The organism is Luteibacter sp. 1214 (assembly GCF_031455395.1).
GTDB lineage: Bacteria > Pseudomonadota > Gammaproteobacteria > Xanthomonadales > Rhodanobacteraceae > Luteibacter > Luteibacter mycovicinus.
The window spans coordinates 852,387-868,706 of record NZ_JAVDSQ010000001.1; the positions used below are offsets into that span (position 1 = coordinate 852,387).

Genomic DNA, 16,320 nt, shown 5'->3' on the forward strand with positions numbered 1-16,320 from the left:
ATTCCTCGTCAGTCGGCCACGAAGATGACCGTGGAAAGGGGTGGCAGGCTCAGCACCAGCGAACGATCGAAGCCATGCGATGGCACATCCTGCGTATGCCGCTCGCCTTCGTTGCCGACGCCGGAACCGCCGTAATCGGAAGCATCCGAGTTGAACGCTTCCTTCCAGCGGCCGCCGTCGGGCACGCCTAGGCGGAAGCCGTGACGCGGCGTGGGCGTCATGTTGCTGACGACCAGGGCCGGCCGTCCATTCTCCGCGAAGCGAAGCCAGGCAAAGATGCTCTGCGACGCATCGTCCCCGATCACCCAACGGAAGCCGCGCGGATCGGTATCCCATGCGTACAGGGCCGGCGTCGACGCATAGAGCCGGTTGAGGTCGCGCACGGTCTTCTGCACACCGAGGTGCAGCGGGTTGTCCAGCAACTCCCAGGCGATCTGCGCATCGTGGTTCCACTCGTGTGGCTGCGCGATTTCGCCACCCGTGAACAGCAGTTTCTTGCCCGGATGACCCCACATGAAACCGTAGTAGGCACGCAGGTTGGCAAAACGCTGCCACTCGTCGCCAGGCATGCGTCCCAGCAACGACCGTTTGCCGTGCACGACTTCGTCGTGTGACAGCGGCAGCACGAATTTCTCGGAATAGGCATAGACCATGCTGAAGGTCATTTCGCCATGATGAAACTGGCGGTACAACGGATCGCGCGACATGTACTCGAGCGAATCGTGCATCCAGCCCATGTTCCACTTGAAGTCGAAGCCGAGGCCGCCCTGCTCCACCGGCTGGGTCACGCCCGGCCACGCGGTCGATTCCTCGGCGATGGTCATGCAGTCCGGATGCCGTTCCGCGACGAGCTGGTTCACCCGGCGCAGGAAGGCGATCGACTCGAGGTTTTCGCGGCCGCCGTACTGGTTCGGCACCCACTCGCCGTGCTTGCGCGAGTAGTCGCGATACAACATCGACGCCACGGCATCCACACGCAGGCCGTCGACGTGGAAGCGCTCGAGCCAGGCCAGCGCGCTGGCGACCAGGAACGCGGATACCTCGTTCCGGCCGAGATTGAAGATCAACGTGTTCCAGTCCTGATGGAAACCCTCGCGCGGATCGGCATGTTCGTAGAGCGGCGTGCCGTCGAAGTGCGCCAGACCGTGGATGTCCGTGGGGAAATGCGCGGGCACCCAGTCGACAATGACGCCGACGCCCGCCTCGTGGCAGCGGTCGACGAAGCGCGCGAACGCCTCGGGCGTACCGAACCGCGACGTCGGGGCGAACTGGCCCAGTGGCTGATAACCCCAGGATCCGCCGAAGGGGTGCTCCGACACCGGCAGCAGTTCGATATGGCTGAAACCCATTCCCGCCACATACGGGATCAGGCGTTCGCCCAGTTCATCCCAGTGCAGCTCGCGCCCATCGGGACCGCGCAGCCACGATCCGGCATGCAGCTCATAAATCGACAGCGGGGAGCCCGCATGATGCAACGAACCACGGTGACGCATCCACTCGTCATCCGTCCAGCGGAACGCGGTCGGGTCGGCCACGATCGACGCCGTTGACGGCGGCAGCTCGGCCGCGAGGGCGACCGGATCGGCGCGCTGGGTCAGCGATCCGTCGGCGCCCCAGATCTCGTACTTATAACGTGCGCCGGGCAGCAAGCCGGGCACGAAGAGTTCCCAGACACCCGCCGGTACGCGTTTGCGCATGGGCAGGCGACGACCGTCCCAGCTATTGAAGTCGCCCACGACACTGACCCGCTGCGCATTCGGCGCCCAGACGGCGAAGCGGACGCCGTTCACGCCGTCGACCGTGACCGGATGCGCGCCGAGGCAGAGAAACAGCTCCGTATGCGTTCCCGCGGACAGACGTTGCAGGTCGTCGTCGCTGAGGAGGTTCCCGAACCTGTAAGGATCGTGCATGTCGTGGGCGGCCGCAGGCCAGTGAACACGCAAGCGGTAGCCGTCGTCGGACTCCGGGAAACCGGCGAACAAGCCGCCGTCGTGTACCCGCTTCAGCTCGCCCAGCGACCGGCCGGTCGCATCGATCAATTCCACACCCTGTGCGCCCGGCTGCAGACTGCGCACGACCCGCCTCCCCTCGACAAGATGCGGGCCGAGCAGAGCAAAAGGATCGCCGTGCCGTCCGTCGACAAGTGCGTCGACGGCAGCGGCATCGGTCAGGCCATAGGTACGGGGATCGGTCACGTCTCTTCCTTCAATTCTCGGGATGTCTCACCGCGCGCGGCGTGCAGCAGCCCGCGCACCGGCACATCGACCCAGCCGGGCCGGTTCGCCGCTTCATAGTTCACTTCGTACGCCGCCTTCTCGATGACGAACAGCTCCAGGATGGGTGCCAGCGTCTCGCCATCGACCCAGCGTACCGGTGCCGCGTCCAGGACGGCGCGATAGGCCGCCAGGAAGACGCGCGACGAACGCTCGCGGAATCGGGACAGGTAATCGCCGAAGCCTTCGTCCTCGATCGGAGCAAGTCCGTCTTCACCCCGGCGCGCCATGGCGGCCGCATAGTCGAGCGAACGCAGGAAACCGGCGACATCTCGCAACGGGGAGCCCTTCGCCCGGCGCTCGTCCAGCGAACGAGCGGGTTCGCCTTCGAAGTCGATGATGTACGCGTCGTCCTGGACCACAAGGATCTGGCCGAGGTGGAAGTCGCCATGCACCCGGGTTTTGAGGGCGGATACGCCCGCGTTCGCCAGCTTGCCCACGCGCTCGTCCAGCGTGCCCACGAGACCTTTGAGGGCCTCGACGTCGGCCGCCACGGCCTCCGACAGATCGGCAAGATGATCGATCGACATCAGCGCACGGCCGATCTGGGCACGAACGCTGTCGCGTACCGCGTCGACGTCGGCGGCGCTCGCCTTTTCGGGCGAGAACGCGGGAATCTCGGACGGCTGCGCAAGCAAGGCGTGCAACTCGCCCAGACGCGTGCCCACGGCGGTCGCGAACGCGTCGTACCCCGCCTCGATCTCCGCCTTGCGCTCTTCCTCGTCGGAATGACTGTATTCGTCGTAGCTGCGACGAAGGAAGTCCAGCGTCCACCGCCAGGCATCGCCCTGATTGCGCAGAAAGCCCTGCAACACGGCCAGCGTGGTGCGTTCGCCGTTTTCGCCGATGCGTACCACCTCACCGAGCAACGGCGAGGTGTTGGCGTAGCCGTGCTCGGTAAGGAAGCGACCCATCTCGACTTCCGGATTGACGCCGACGGAGGTGCGTCGGAACAGCTTCACCACACCGGCGTCGTGCATGATCATCGAGCTGTTGGATTGCTCAGCGGTCAGCCACCGGCTTTCGATGGCCGGGTCGAAGGTGACGCCGGCGAACGCATCGGTCGTCTCGAAACGCACGACGCCATGGTTCACCGGCAACTCGGTTCCCTGACGCAGCCCGATCAGGAGGCCGGAGGCAAAGGCGTCCAGCGCGAATCCGTCGGTGAGCAAGCCGATGCGACGACCGCGACGCACGCGTGCCAACGCAAGTTGCTGGGCACGCGCTGTCGGGCTTTCGTCTTCCCAGACGATGCCGACGGGCAGGCTGTAGCGCTCGGTACCGCCGTCGGCAAGCGTCGCTTCGACCTCGGTGAAGACGAGATCGTCGCCGTGGTCCGGCCACGGCACGGCATAGAGAATCTTCGAGCTCTCGATGCCACGATCCTTCGAGGCGAACCAGCGACGCACTCCGAGGTAGCCGGGCAGAACCTGCTTCTCGATCACGCCACGGTGATGCGCCATGACCGGCCCTTCGACCAGCGCGCCGCGTAGCACCAGCGTCTCGTAATCGGGCAGCGGTTCGGCGGGCACTTCGTGCCACTCCGGCATCTGCGCGTTGGGGCAGATCTGGAAGGCGTAGAAACCGTATGCCGGCAGCGTCAGCAGATAGGGGAGCTGACCGATCGGCGGAAATGACGAGCCGCCCATGATCTCGATGGGAACCTGCCCGTCGAACGCGGCCACGTCGAGCTCGACCGCCTGCAGCGAACGGGACATGTTGGCGACGCAGAGCAGGTGTTCACCCTCGAACTCGCGCAGATACGCCAGCACCTTGCGGTTACCCGGATAGAGAAACTTCAGCGTGCCGCGACCGAAGGCCTTGTAACGCTTTCGCACAGCCAGCATGCGGCGCGTCCAGTTGAGCAGCGAGTGCGGATCGCGCCCCTGCGCCTCGACGTTGATGGCCTGAAAGCCATAAAGAGGATCCATGATCGGCGGCAGCACCAGGCTGGCCGGATCGGCCCGCGAGAATCCGCCGTTGCGGTCGACGGACCACTGCATCGGCGTGCGTACGCCGTCACGATCACCCAGGTGGATGTTGTCGCCCATGCCGATCTCATCGCCGTAATACAGCACCGGCGTGCCCGGCATCGATAGCAGCAAGGCGTTCATCAGTTCGATGCGACGACGGTCGCGCTCGAGCAAGGGGGCGAGACGCCGACGAATACCCAGGTTGATACGAGCACGACGGTCGGCCGCGTAGGTCTGCCACAGGTAATCGCGTTCGTTGTCGGTCACCATCTCGAGCGTGAGCTCGTCATGGTTACGCAGAAAGATAGCCCACTGACAATTCTCGGGGATTGCCGGCGTCTGACGCATGATGTCGGTGATCGGGAAACGGTCTTCGCGTGCGATCGCCATGTACATGCGCGGCATCAGCGGAAAATGGAACGCCATGTGGCATTCGTCGCCGTTGCCGAAGTAGTCCTGAGTATCCTCCGGCCACTGGTTCGCTTCCGCGAGCAGCATGCGATCCGGGTAATGCTGGTCGATCTCCGCACGCATCAGCTTGAGGATGTCGTGCGTTTCGGGAAGGTTCTCGTTGTTGGTGCCTTCGCGCTCGATCAGATAGGGCACGGCGTCCAGTCGCAGGCCGTCGACGCCAAGGTCGAGCCAGAAGCGCATGACTTCGAGCACCGCTTTGATCACCGCGGGGTTATCGAAGTTCAGATCCGGCTGATGAGAGAAGAAACGGTGCCAGAAGTACTGACCGGCCACCGGATCCCAGGTCCAGTTGGACTTTTCGGTGTCGAGAAAGATGATGCGGGTGCCGTCGTAGGCCTGGTCGGTATCGGACCAGACGTAGAAGTTGCGCGCTGCGGAACCTTTCTTCGCCTCTCTCGCCCGCTGAAACCACGGGTGCTGGTCGGAGGTGTGGTTGATGACCAGCTCGGTGATCACGCGCAGGCCGCGCTTGTGGGCCTCCGCGATGAACCGTTTCGCATCGGCGAGCTTGCCGTAGTCGGGATGCACCGACTTGTATTCGGCGATGTCGTAGCCGTCGTCGCGCCGCGGACTCGGATAGAACGGCAGCAGCCATAATGTGTTGACGCCCAGCTCGGCGATGTAGTCCAGCTTCTGGATCAGGCCCTCGAAATCGCCCACGCCGTCGTCATTGGCATCGAAGTACGACTTCAGATGGACCTGATAAATGATCGCATCCTTGTACCAGAGCGGATCGCTCGAAAAATCGGGAGCGATCGTCTGTTTCTTTCCCTTACCGCGTGTTGCCATGGATCAGACTCCAGGGAGACGGACGTGCCAGATCGCGTAGGGCTGGCCGAGGCCGAGCCATACGTTCTGACGGGCACCGCGCCAGGCGATGGGTTGGGTATGCAGAAGGTCGTGTACGTCGATCGCGGCGTCGTCGCTCAGGCCCCAGTCGCCGAGCGGCAGCGTGAGGTCCGCGGACTGGGCGTTGTGCGGGTCCATGCTTATCGCGACAAGCACGAGATCGTCACCGGAACGCTTCTCGAAGAAAAGGACCTGATCGTTGCTGGCCGGCAGGAAGCGCAGTCCGAGGTGCGACTGCAGCGCCGGGTGCGCGCGCCGGATGTGGTTGAGCTGGGTGATTTCCGCAACGATGTTACCGGGGGCGTTGAAATCGCGGATGCGGATCTCGTACTTCTCGGAATCGAGGTACTCCTCCTTGCCGGGCATCGGCGCGGACTCGCAGATCTCGAAGCCCGAGTACATACCCCAGAGGCCGGACAGCGTCGTCGCCAGCGCGGCGCGGATCAGGAAACCCGGGCGCCCCGAGGTCTGCAGGAAGTACGGGTTGATGTCCGGTGTATTGACGAAAAAGTTGGGCCGGAAGAAGTCTTTCGGTGCCGTCGTCGTCAACTCGGTCAGGTAGTCGATGAACTCCTGCTTCGAGTTGCGCCAGGTGAAATACGTGTACGACTGGCTGAAGCCAACCTTGGCCAGACGATACATCGGCTTCGGACGGGTGAACGCCTCGGAAAGGAACAGTGTTTCCGGATACTTCGCCCGCACGCGGGCGATCATCCATTCCCAGAACGGGAACGGCTTGGTATGGGGGTTATCGACACGGAAGGTGCGTACACCCTCCGCGGCCCAGAACAGCACGGAGTCGCACAGCGCCTGCCAGAGCGAGGGAATCGCGCCGTCGGCATAGAAGTCGACATTGACGATGTCCTGGTACTTCTTCGGCGGATTCTCGGCGTATTTGATGCTGCCGTCCGGACGCCAGTCGAACCACTCCGGATGTTCCTTCAGCCAGGGGTGGTCCTGCGAGCACTGGATGGCGAAGTCCAGTGCCAGCTCCAGCCCGTGGTCGTGCGCGGCGTCACGCAGAGCGCGGAAGTCCTCGAGGGTGCCCAGTTGCGGATGGATGGCGTTATGGCCGCCGTCCGGGGAGCCGATCGCATACGGACTGCCCGGGTCATCGGGACCGGGCGTCAGCGTGTTGTTGGGACCTTTGCGGAACGCGGTGCCGATCGGATGGATCGGCGGGAAGTAGAGCACGTCGAAACCCATGTCGCGGATCGCCGGCAGCCGCGCGATGGTATTGCGGAAGGTCCCGTGCCTGGCTTTGTCATCGGTCATCGAACGCGGAAACAGTTCGTACCAGCTGGCGAAGACCGCTTCGCGACGATCCACCTCGAGCAGATACGTGTCGGTGACGCTGGAGCGGATCCGGGGATCGGTCGCCGCCATGAGCGCCACCGTCGTCTCATCGAGCAGCATCTCGAGTCGCTGTGCGTCATCGGCCTTGCCGAGTGCCGCCGCCAGGTTACGCAAAGCCTTCGCCCTGGGACCAGCGGCAGCTTTGGCCCGGGCTTCGACGAGCAGGCGTCCCTCTTCCAGTTCCAGCGCAAGGGAGACACCGGCGGCGTGCTTCACCTCGATCTCGTGGTGATAGCTGGCGAAGCGGTCGTGCCAGGCTTCGACCTGGAACTCATAACGGCCGACACGCGTCGGTACGAAGCTCGCCGAATGAATGTCGTTGTTCACCGGCTCCATGACGACTTCGCGCCATGTCCGCTCGTCCTGTGCGCGGTAACGCAGGCGTGCGGCCAGCACCTCGTGGCCGTCCATGAAGATGTCCGCCGTCACCTCCACCGATTGACCGACGACGCGTTTGGCCGGAAAGCGGCCCGCGTCCACCGTCGGCTGCACGGCTTCGATCATGACGCGAGGCGCACGCGAGGCCGCCTGTAGGAATTCCTTCTGCACACTCGCTCCCATCTTTCGTTTAGCTGGCGTGGACGGCACACCGGTGAGGGTCAGAACGGCGCCGGGTGCCAGAAGCATCCCGTCGCCCTGGTCGAACACCTTGCGTCCGTCCGGCGTGACCCAGGGAGCGAAGTGCGCGGCCGCGCCCGCCAGCGCCTGCGCGGCACCGACCGGTGCGTCACGGTCCAGCGACGCGTTGACCAGGGTCAGGGTGGCACGGGACGCCTTTCGCGCGTCGGGTCCGTCGACCGTCAGGAACACGGCGACATCGCGGCCCGTCGTGATGAGGGGGGCCGCTGGCACATCGTCACCCACGGCCGCGTTGGCGGCACGGATCGTCGCCGTCAGGTCGAGGGCGGCATTTGTGGCGAGCGCCGCGGGCGTGACCGCAAGGCCACGTCGCGGATCCAGCGCATCGTGCTGGGCAAACTCGAAACCGACCGGCATCATCCAGCCCCCGGGCGATGTCGCCGCGAACGCGATCGCCCGCTGATAGGCGTTCTCGAGCTGGTTCTCCTCGCCCAGTTCATCGCCGAGCCGCTTCGCGAAGGGCTCCTCCACGCAAGCCAGCGCCGGCGCGACGGTGGCGAGACGCGCGGCTTCTTCAGCGAACCACGGCGCACGAAAGTCCCACCAGTTAGCCGACGAAACGACCGCGTCAAATCCGGCACCTTTCAGGTTGGCGAGATCGTCAGCGGAAAGCCCGGGCGTCCAGGCGAGGAACGCGGCCTGCGACGCATCGGCGTGCGTGTTGCGCACCGCATCGATCAGGCTCTTCCAGCGCGACGCGCGCAGCCGCTGCGGATGTACGACGCGAAAGCCTTCGACGCCCGCGGCGGTCCAGCGATGCAGACGATCGACCCACCACTGTGTGGCCGCTTCGGCAACCTCGGGGTCGTTGAGGCGCCAGCGGACGCTGTCGCTCTCCGCGGGGGTCCAGCGTGGATCTGGCGTGCCGTGCTGCGCGGCAACCGCGCGAAACCATTCCGGATGCTCCTGGCGAACCGGCGCATCCGAGGCGACCTCGTCCAGAGAAAGGTCCAGCCACAGTTCCATGCGGTGATTGCGGCAGGCCTTCGCGATCTGCGCCAGACGGGTGACCGCATCGCCGTCGTCCGCCACCGCCCCGTTCAACCGGTCGAAGTCCCGTGTAACGAAAACGTCACCGGTGACCGAAGCATCGAACGGTGGTGCCACCAGCAGCTGCCGGAATCCCAGCGACGCCGCGTGCTCGATCCACGCATTCCAGGCGGTCATCGGCCCGGCGAGCAGCGGATGCAGATAGTAGATTCTGAAAGGCGCTCGCGTGCTTTCCGACATGTGAATCGCATTCCTCTGGGGGAAGGACACAAGCATGCCGGGCAGGATGTATGCATCGTGCCAATACCCGGACACGCGAAGGCTTCACAGTGACGCAGAGGGGTGTTGCGGCAACGTGAATATGCTGCCGTTAATTCACACGTTTCGAGCGGCGAGCATCGCCGCCGCGATAGCCTGTTCGTCGTCACCGGGGCGCTCGGCAAGCAGCGTCGCCGCTCCTGTGCGATCGGCGTCCGTACGATTCTGGCCCAGCTTCCACTTGCCCTCGATGCGGTCGATGGCGATGCGGATACCGACGATGCCGCGGTACATGGCGGCCAGATACTCGGCCGGGGCATCGCCTACCTGCCACGGCAAGGGCTGCGCAGCATCCTTTTCGGACTGGGCGGTCAGACGCTCCAGCAAGGCACGGAGCAAGGTCGGCTCTGTGAACGTCTCCGGGTGCCCATAGACGTGCACCGCGATGTAGTTCCAGGTCGGGACTTCGCGGTGGTGTTCAGCCTTGCCGGGATACCCGTTGGGTGAGATGTAGGCGTGCGGACCCGCGAAGATCGACAGCGCCTCCCCGACGTGACGTGTCACATGGTCGTTGCCGCGCGCCACATGGCAGTAGAGCGTGCCGTAGGGCCCCTCGTCCGGCGCCAGCACGAAAGGAACGTGACTCGCTTCGATGCCGCCCTCACCGGCCGTCACCAACGTGCCGAACGGATGGCGCCGGATCGCCTCGTGCAGGACGGGCAGACGATCTTCGGCGAAGGCTCGGGGCGTGTACACGTTACTGGCCGAACTTGATCTCTTCGCCTTCGTGCCCGCGGTCCCAGCCACGCAGCTCGTCGCGGATGTGTGCGATGCGCTGGCGGCCGAGTGCGTTGCGCTCCTCGTCAAGGACCAGGCCGTCGAGCAACTCGCCCAGGCGCTGCGCGGTGGGCAGCATTGCGTCCCAGGCGTCCAGCGCGGGCACGGGACCCGGCAGCGCCATGAAGAACGACAGACCCGAGGTCTGCAACGTGGCGATGCGCGCCATGTCGAAGTTGCCGGGCTTGGTCAGGTTGGCGACGCTGAAAATCGGGCCCTGTTCCGGATGGCCGTCGACGAGCCGGTGGTAAATCCCCATGTCGCCGAACTCCAGGCCGGCCTTTTCAGCGGCCACGACGAGATCGGAACCGTTGAACCGGGTGCCTTCGCGGGCGACGACGTACAGACTGACGATACGCTCGACCGGCGCGTGCGGCGGGCGGCGGCCGAGATCCGAGCGCGGAGGGGTCTTCGCCACCGGTGCCGGAGCCGGCGCGGGGGGGCGCACCGGCACCGGCGCGGGGGCCGGGACAGGCGCCGGCGCAGACGCGGCCATGCGCGGCTCGTCGTCGAGATTGAACGGCAGGTCCAGATCGAAACGTGGCTCGGTGCGCTGGGCGGGACGCGCCACGGGCGCGGACGCCGCCGGGGCCGGTGCCGCCGGCGCCACGGGCGCGGCGGACGCCGTCCGCTCACCGGCCAGCGATGCGCCGAGGCGCTCCAGCTCCGCCCTCAGGTCCACATCGAGCTCGGCCTGTTTCGGCCGCGGATTGAACAGCGGGTCGTTGGCGTCGTCCTCGCGCAGCTCGTCGCGGGCACTGAAGGACACGTTGTCCCGCTCGTCGTATGCCTCGCGCGCATCGACGCCACCGTCCTCGTCGCTGAAGACCGGTTCGCGGCGCTCGCGGCCACGCTCGGGCTGCTCCGGCACCGGCTTGCGGCGACCCTGCTCCTTGCGCGGCTGACCGAACAGCCAGAGCAGCACCATCACGACGATGCCGACGAAGAGCATCGGGATGCCCACTGCGGGATTCCAGGCGAGGCCGATGGCGGGATTCATGGTTCGATTTCCTTCAAGAACGGTACTTAGGCGGCGCCGACGAGCTTGGACGCTTCGGCCAGATCGACCTGGACGAGGCGCGACACGCCCGGCTCACGCATGGTAACGCCGCAGAGCTGATGGGCGGCCTCCATCGTGGCCTTGTTATGGCTGACGAAGATGAACTGCACCTTCTCACTCATCTCGCGGACCATGGCCGAGAAGCGGCCCACGTTGGCTTCGTCCAGCGGTGCGTCCACCTCGTCGAGCAGGCAGAACGGCGCCGGGTTGAGGCCAAATATCGCGAAGACGAGTGAGACTGCCGTGAGCGCCTTCTCACCGCCGGACAACAGCGTGATGTTGGAGACGCGCTTGCCGGGTGGCCGGGCCATGATCGACACACCGGTGTCGAGGAGATCTTCGCCGGTGAGCTCGAGGTAGGCGTGACCGCCGCCGAACAACCGTGGGAACAGCTCCTGCACACCCGCATTGACGCGGTCGAAGGTCTCCTTGAAGCGCTGGCGGGTCTCGCGATCGATCTTCTTGATCGCGCCCTCCAGGGTTTCCATCGCGCTGGTCAGGTCGAGCAGCTGCGCATCGAGGTATTCCTTGCGCTGCGACTGCTCGGCGTGCTCCTGGATAGCGGCCAGGTTGACCGGCTCCAGACGGGCGATCTTGCCGGAAAGGTCGACCAGCTGCTGCTGCCAGCGCTCCGGCTCGGCGTCTTCGGGCAGTTCGGTGAGCAATGCTTCGAGTTCGAGACCCGACGCCACGATGGCCTGGGCCAGCTGTTCGGCACGCAGCTGCAAGGCCTGCGCGGCGAGACGCTTTTCGGACACGTTCTCACGCACCTGATTGAGCACGTGCTCGACGCGCTGGCGCTCCTGCTCGAGCCGGCGGAACTCGGCGTCGCAGTCTTCGAGCGCACGACGTGCGTCGACCAGCTGCTTGTCGACCAGCAGACGCTGGTCGAGGTAGGTCTGCCGCTCGGCTTCGAGTTCCGCAATGGGATCGGAACCGGCAGCCAGCTGTTGATCGATCTCATCGCGGCGAGCGGTCACCTGGCGCAGCTGGGTATCCAGACGCGCAAGAGCCTGTTCGAGCGACCCCAGCGCCGAGCGCTTGGACTCCATGCTCAGTGCGAGCTGGTGCGACTGGTCAGCCGCTTCGCGCGCATTGATACGGGCTTCTTCGCGCGCTTCGAGCAACTCGCGACGCTCGTTTTCGAGACCACGGCGCTCGTCCTCGCGATCGCCCATGTGGCCGACGGCCTCATCGAGGCGCGCGCGGGCATCACGGGTCTGGCCCTGCAGTTCGTCGAGCTGATCGACGATGACGGAGATTTCGCCGCCGACCTTCTCAGCTCGGGCGCGCGCCGTCTCCATCTTGCCGCGATGGCTCTGCAACTGACCGGCGAGCTCGGACAGACGGCGATGCGCGGCGTAGAGATCGCGCTGGGCGTCGTCACGCTGACGCTCGGTCTCGAACTTGCTGGTACGCAGGGCTTCCAGCTGTTCGGTACGTTCTTCGAGAGTGGCTTCGAGGGTTTCGATCTGCCCGGCGAGCTGGCGGATCTCGCGTTCGCGGGCGAGCACGCCGACCTGATTGCCCTGCGCCCGCAGCACGCGGGCCCAGCCCGGCCCCATCCATGCGCCATCGCGCGTGATGACGGACTGGTGCGGCTGCAGTGAAGCGAGCCGTGCGGCGGCGGCTTCCACCGACTCCGCGACAAAGACATTGCTCAGCAGCGCGACGGCGGCCACCGGTCCACGCACGTGCTCGGCGAGGGTACCGGGGGCGCCGGGGCCGCCCTGCTCCCTGGCGAACAGCGCGACATCGGCCTGACCGAGCGCTTCGAATTCGGGCAGCAAGGCGTCGATCGAATCGACCAGCACCCCGTCGAGGACGCTGGCGAGCACGGTTTCCACCGGCGACTCGTAGCCGGCGTCGACCTGCAGCGATTCGCCCAGTCGACGCGAGCGGTCGAGGCCAAGGCGCGACAGCCAGCCACTGGCCGCGGTTTCTTCCTGGCCCAGCGCGGCACTCTGCAGAGCTTCGAGCGAGGCCTGGCGGCCGCGCGCGGTCTGCAACTGCTGACGCCCGTCGTTCAGTGCGGTCTGCACCTGGCGCTCTTCGTCGAGCACGCGCTCGTACGCGACCTTGTGCTGGTCGAGCACGCCGCCCAGCTGCTCCACCTTCTCGCGCTGGGTATCGTGTTCGACATCGAGTTGTTCGGAGGCGGCGTCGAGCGCGGCGATGTCGGTCGCCTTCTGTTCGGCATCCAACGCCTCTTTGCGACGCGACAGGTCGACCGTCTGGCGGTCGAGATAGGCCAGCTTTGTCCGCTCGACCTCGGCCGCGCGGCTGGACTCCGACGCACCCCGGGTATGGGTATCCCAGCGCTGCTGCCAGTCGGCCAGCTTCGACTCGGTGGCACGGACCACATCGCCCGTCTCGTCCTGGATCTGCTGCAGGGCTTCGAGCCTGGGCTCGCCCTCGGCCAGCGCCATGCGCAGGGTCTCCACCTGCTCGCGGTCGGCGCCGATGTGACCCTGCAGTTCTTCGAATTCGCGCTCGGCGTCGCCACGCGCGCGCGTCAGTCGCTCGCTGAGGTCGCGGCTATGCCGCACCTGCTGCTCGACACGGGCGATCTCGGAGCCGACCTTGTAAACCTCGGCCTGGACCTGATTGAGGTGCTCACTGGCGCCCTGGTGGCGCTCGCGCACGCTTTCCATCTGCGCCTCGACCTGGCGCTGGCCGGCGAGGTGTTTCTCGATCTCGAGTTCCGCCTCGCGCAGACCGGAGCCTTCGCCTTCGTGGCGGCGATGCAGCGTACGGTACTCCAGCGCGCGGAGTTCGGCTTCGCGGCGGGTGTGCTCTTCCTTGAAGGCCTTCCAGCGCTCGGCGGCACGGGCCTGGCGATTCAGGTGGTCCAGCTGTTTGTCGACCTCGTCGCGCACGTCACGCACGCGGTCGAGGTTCTCGCGGGTGGCCTTGATGCGGCTCTCGGTTTCCTTGCGGCGCTCCTTGTACTTGGAGATGCCGGCGGCTTCTTCGAGATGGGTGCGCAGTTCTTCCGGCGCCGCCTCGATGATCTGGCTGATCATGCCCTGCTCGATGATCGAGTAGGAACGCGGGCCCAGGCCGGTCCCAAGGAACAGGTCGGTGATGTCACGGCGACGGCAACGCGCGCCGTTGAGGTGATACGAGGACTGGCCGTCACGACTGACGATGCGCTTGACCGAGATCTCGGCGAAGCTGGCGTACTCGCCCTGGATGGTGCCGTCGCTGTTGTCGAAGATCAGTTCGACCGTGGCCTGGCCCACCGGCTTGCGCGCGCTGGAGCCGGAGAAGATGACGTCAGTGAGGGAGTCGCCGCGAAGACGGCTGGCCGCGGATTCACCCATGACCCAACGGATGGCGTCGATGATGTTCGACTTGCCGCAGCCGTTCGGACCGACGACGCCGGTCATATTGGTGGGCAGGTGCAGCGTGGTGGGGTCGACGAACGACTTGAATCCCGCCAGCTTGATCGTGGTCAGACGCATGTTTTCTTTATTCCCCGGGGGCCTTGGCCTCGATCGCCAGCGCGTGGATGCCGTCCGGCATCATCTCGGCCAGCGCAGCATAGACCATGCGATGCCGCTGGATCGGGTTCTTGCCGGCAAAGGCCGGACTGACGATACGGGCGAAGAAATGCCCCCTGCCCTCGCCCGAATGCCCGGCGTGCTTGTGGCCCTCGTCGATCACGTCCAGCTCGACCGGGGCCAGGGCCCCGGTCAGCAGGACCCGGATGCGCTCGACTTTCTCGGCCGTCACGGCAACACGGCGCGGAACGGGCGGACCGTCACGTCGCGATACACGCCGGCTTCGACATAAGGATCCGCGCCAGCCCAGGCTTCGGCGGCCGCCAGGTCGCTGAACTCGGCCACGATCATGCTGCCGGTGAATCCGGCCTCACCCGGGTCGTTCGAATCGATGGCCGGGAACGGGCCGGCCAGCTTCAGGCGGCCCTCGTCTTTCAGGGCGTTGAGGCGCGCCAGATGCGCCGGGCGCGCGGCAAGGCGCTTTTCCAGCGAATTCGGGTGATCCAGTGCGACGATGGCGTAGAACATCGATGTCTCCGGTAGCGAGGCCGGTCAGGCCTCGGGGCGCATGGTCGGGAACAGCAGCACGTCACGGATGGACGACGAACCGGTCAGCAGCATGACGAGGCGGTCCATGCCGACGCCGAGTCCACCGGTCGGCGGCAGGCCCACTTCGAGCGCACGGATATAATCGGCGTCGTAGTGCATGGCTTCGTCGTCGCCGGCATCCTTGGCGTCCACCTGGGCCTGGAAACGCGCGGCCTGGTCTTCGGAATCGTTGAGCTCCGAGAAGCCGTTGGCGATTTCCTTGCCGTTGATGAACAGCTCGAAGCGGTCGGTGATGCCCTTGTCGGTATCGCTCTCGCGCGCCAGCGGCGAGACTTCCACCGGGTGATCGGTGATGAAGGTCGGCTGGATCAGCGTGTGCTCCACCGTCGCCTCGAAGATCTCCAGCAGCAGCTTGCCCCAGCCGTACGACGGCTTGACCTGGATCTTCAGCCGCGCGGCGTGCGCGGCCATGACGTCACGGTTGCGCAGGTCGGCCGGCTTGATCTCGGGATTGAGTTCGAGCACGGCGTCTTCCATGCGCCAGCGACGGAACGCCGGAGCCAGGTCGACGGTCGCGCCGTCCCACTCGATGGACGTCTGGCCGATGACCGCCTCGGCCGAGGAGCGAATCATGCCCTCGGTGATGTCCATGATCTCGTGGTAGGTAGCGTACGCCTGGTACAGCTCGAGCATGGTGAACTCGGGATTGTGTCGCGTGGACACGCCCTCGTTACGGAAGTTGCGATTGATTTCGTAGACGCGATCGAAGCCGCCCACGACCAGGCGCTTGAGATACAACTCCGGCGCCACGCGCAGGAACAGCGGGATATCGAGCGCATTGTGATGCGTGGTGAACGGACGCGCGGTGGCGCCGCCCGGGATCACGTGCATCATCGGCGTTTCCACTTCCATGAAGCGGCGCGGCTCGGCTTCGAGCCAGCGACGGACGTGGCTGATGATCTTCGAACGGAGCGCGAAGGTGCGGCGCGACTCCTCGGTGACGATCAGGTCGACGTAGCGCTGGCGGTAGCGTTGCTCGACGTCGGCCAGGCCGTGGTGCTTGTCCGGCAGGCCGCGCAGGGACTTGGTCAGCAGACGGATGGCGTCGACCTTGATCGACAGCTCGCCGGTCTTCGTGCGCATCAACAGGCCTTCGGCACCCACGATATCGCCGAGGTCCCAGCGCCTGAAGGCGTCGTAGGACGCTTCGCCCAGCGTGCCCTGGTGAACGAACAGCTGGATGCGGCCGGTGCCGTCCTGCATCTGCACGAAGCTGACCTTGCCCTGCCCGCGCATCAGGATGATGCGGCCGGCCACGGTCACGCGCCGCGGCGCACCCTCGATGGCCTCGGCCGTCCAGGTGTCCTTGTCCGCAAACTCGTCCTGCAGGTCGCCCGCAAAACTGTCGACCTTGAAGTCGTTGGGATAGGCGATGCCCTGCGCGCGCAGCGCTTTCAGTTTCTCGCGACGCTCGGCGATGAGGCGGTTCTCGTCGGCGGCGGTGGCGGGCGTGGCATCGCGGGTATCGTCAGTCATGGAAAGGGCAACATGTTTGA

9 protein-coding genes are annotated in these 16,320 nt (G+C 65.7%); all 9 read right to left on the reverse strand.

Going from position 1 to position 16,320, the window contains the following annotated elements:
* Nucleotides 1-8 precede the first annotated feature (8 nt).
* Complete coding sequence (gene glgB, locus J2X57_RS03535; protein WP_309863832.1) at nucleotides 9-2,195, reverse strand: 1,4-alpha-glucan branching protein GlgB; 2,187 nt, start codon at nucleotides 2,193-2,195, stop codon at nucleotides 9-11.
* Nucleotides 2,192-5,509 (reverse strand): maltose alpha-D-glucosyltransferase, encoded by a 3,318-nt coding sequence (treS, locus tag J2X57_RS03540; protein WP_309863834.1) that lies wholly within the window; start codon nucleotides 5,507-5,509, stop codon nucleotides 2,192-2,194. Before treS ends, glgB begins: the two co-directional genes overlap by 4 nt.
* Before the next feature lie 3 nt (nucleotides 5,510-5,512).
* Complete coding sequence (locus J2X57_RS03545; protein WP_309863837.1) at nucleotides 5,513-8,794, reverse strand: maltotransferase domain-containing protein; 3,282 nt, start codon at nucleotides 8,792-8,794, stop codon at nucleotides 5,513-5,515.
* A 135-nt stretch (nucleotides 8,795-8,929) separates the two neighbouring features.
* On the reverse strand, nucleotides 8,930-9,568 hold the full coding sequence (locus J2X57_RS03550; RefSeq protein ID WP_309863839.1) for an FMN-binding negative transcriptional regulator: 639 nt from the start codon (nucleotides 9,566-9,568) through the stop codon (nucleotides 8,930-8,932).
* A 1-nt stretch (nucleotide 9,569) separates the two neighbouring features.
* A complete protein-coding gene (gene zipA / locus J2X57_RS03555; protein WP_043693427.1) occupies nucleotides 9,570-10,649 on the reverse strand; it encodes a cell division protein ZipA in 1,080 nt (359 codons plus the stop codon).
* 26 nt (nucleotides 10,650-10,675) lie between these two features.
* Nucleotides 10,676-14,176 carry a chromosome segregation protein SMC gene (gene smc / locus J2X57_RS03560; protein ID WP_309863842.1) on the reverse strand — a complete coding sequence of 1,167 codons (3,501 nt, stop codon included), beginning with the start codon at nucleotides 14,174-14,176 and terminating at the stop codon, nucleotides 10,676-10,678.
* A 7-nt stretch (nucleotides 14,177-14,183) separates the two neighbouring features.
* Complete coding sequence (locus J2X57_RS03565; RefSeq protein ID WP_036114001.1) at nucleotides 14,184-14,447, reverse strand: BolA family protein; 264 nt, start codon at nucleotides 14,445-14,447, stop codon at nucleotides 14,184-14,186.
* Nucleotides 14,444-14,743 (reverse strand): YciI family protein, encoded by a 300-nt coding sequence (locus tag J2X57_RS03570; RefSeq protein WP_036114004.1) that lies wholly within the window; start codon nucleotides 14,741-14,743, stop codon nucleotides 14,444-14,446. The genes J2X57_RS03565 and J2X57_RS03570 overlap by 4 nt, the downstream gene beginning before the upstream one ends.
* A 24-nt stretch (nucleotides 14,744-14,767) precedes the next feature.
* A complete protein-coding gene (gene lysS / locus J2X57_RS03575; RefSeq protein ID WP_036114006.1) occupies nucleotides 14,768-16,300 on the reverse strand; it encodes a lysine--tRNA ligase in 1,533 nt (510 codons plus the stop codon).
* Nucleotides 16,301-16,320 lie beyond the last annotated feature (20 nt).

Bases quoted from the DNA above. Each gene is read 5' to 3' on its own strand.
- J2X57_RS03570 (WP_036114004.1), bottom strand. From the start codon at position 14,743: ATGTTCTACGCCATCGTCGCACTGGATCACCCGAATTCGCTGGAAAAG.
- zipA (WP_043693427.1), bottom strand. From the start codon at position 10,649: ATGAATCCCGCCATCGGCCTCGCCTGGAATCCCGCAGTGGGCATCCCG.
- J2X57_RS03545 (WP_309863837.1), bottom strand. From the start codon at position 8,794: ATGTCGGAAAGCACGCGAGCGCCTTTCAGAATCTACTATCTGCATCCG.
- lysS (WP_036114006.1), bottom strand. From the start codon at position 16,300: ATGACTGACGATACCCGCGATGCCACGCCCGCCACCGCCGCCGACGAG.
- smc (WP_309863842.1), bottom strand. From the start codon at position 14,176: ATGCGTCTGACCACGATCAAGCTGGCGGGATTCAAGTCGTTCGTCGAC.
- treS (WP_309863834.1), bottom strand. From the start codon at position 5,509: ATGGCAACACGCGGTAAGGGAAAGAAACAGACGATCGCTCCCGATTTT.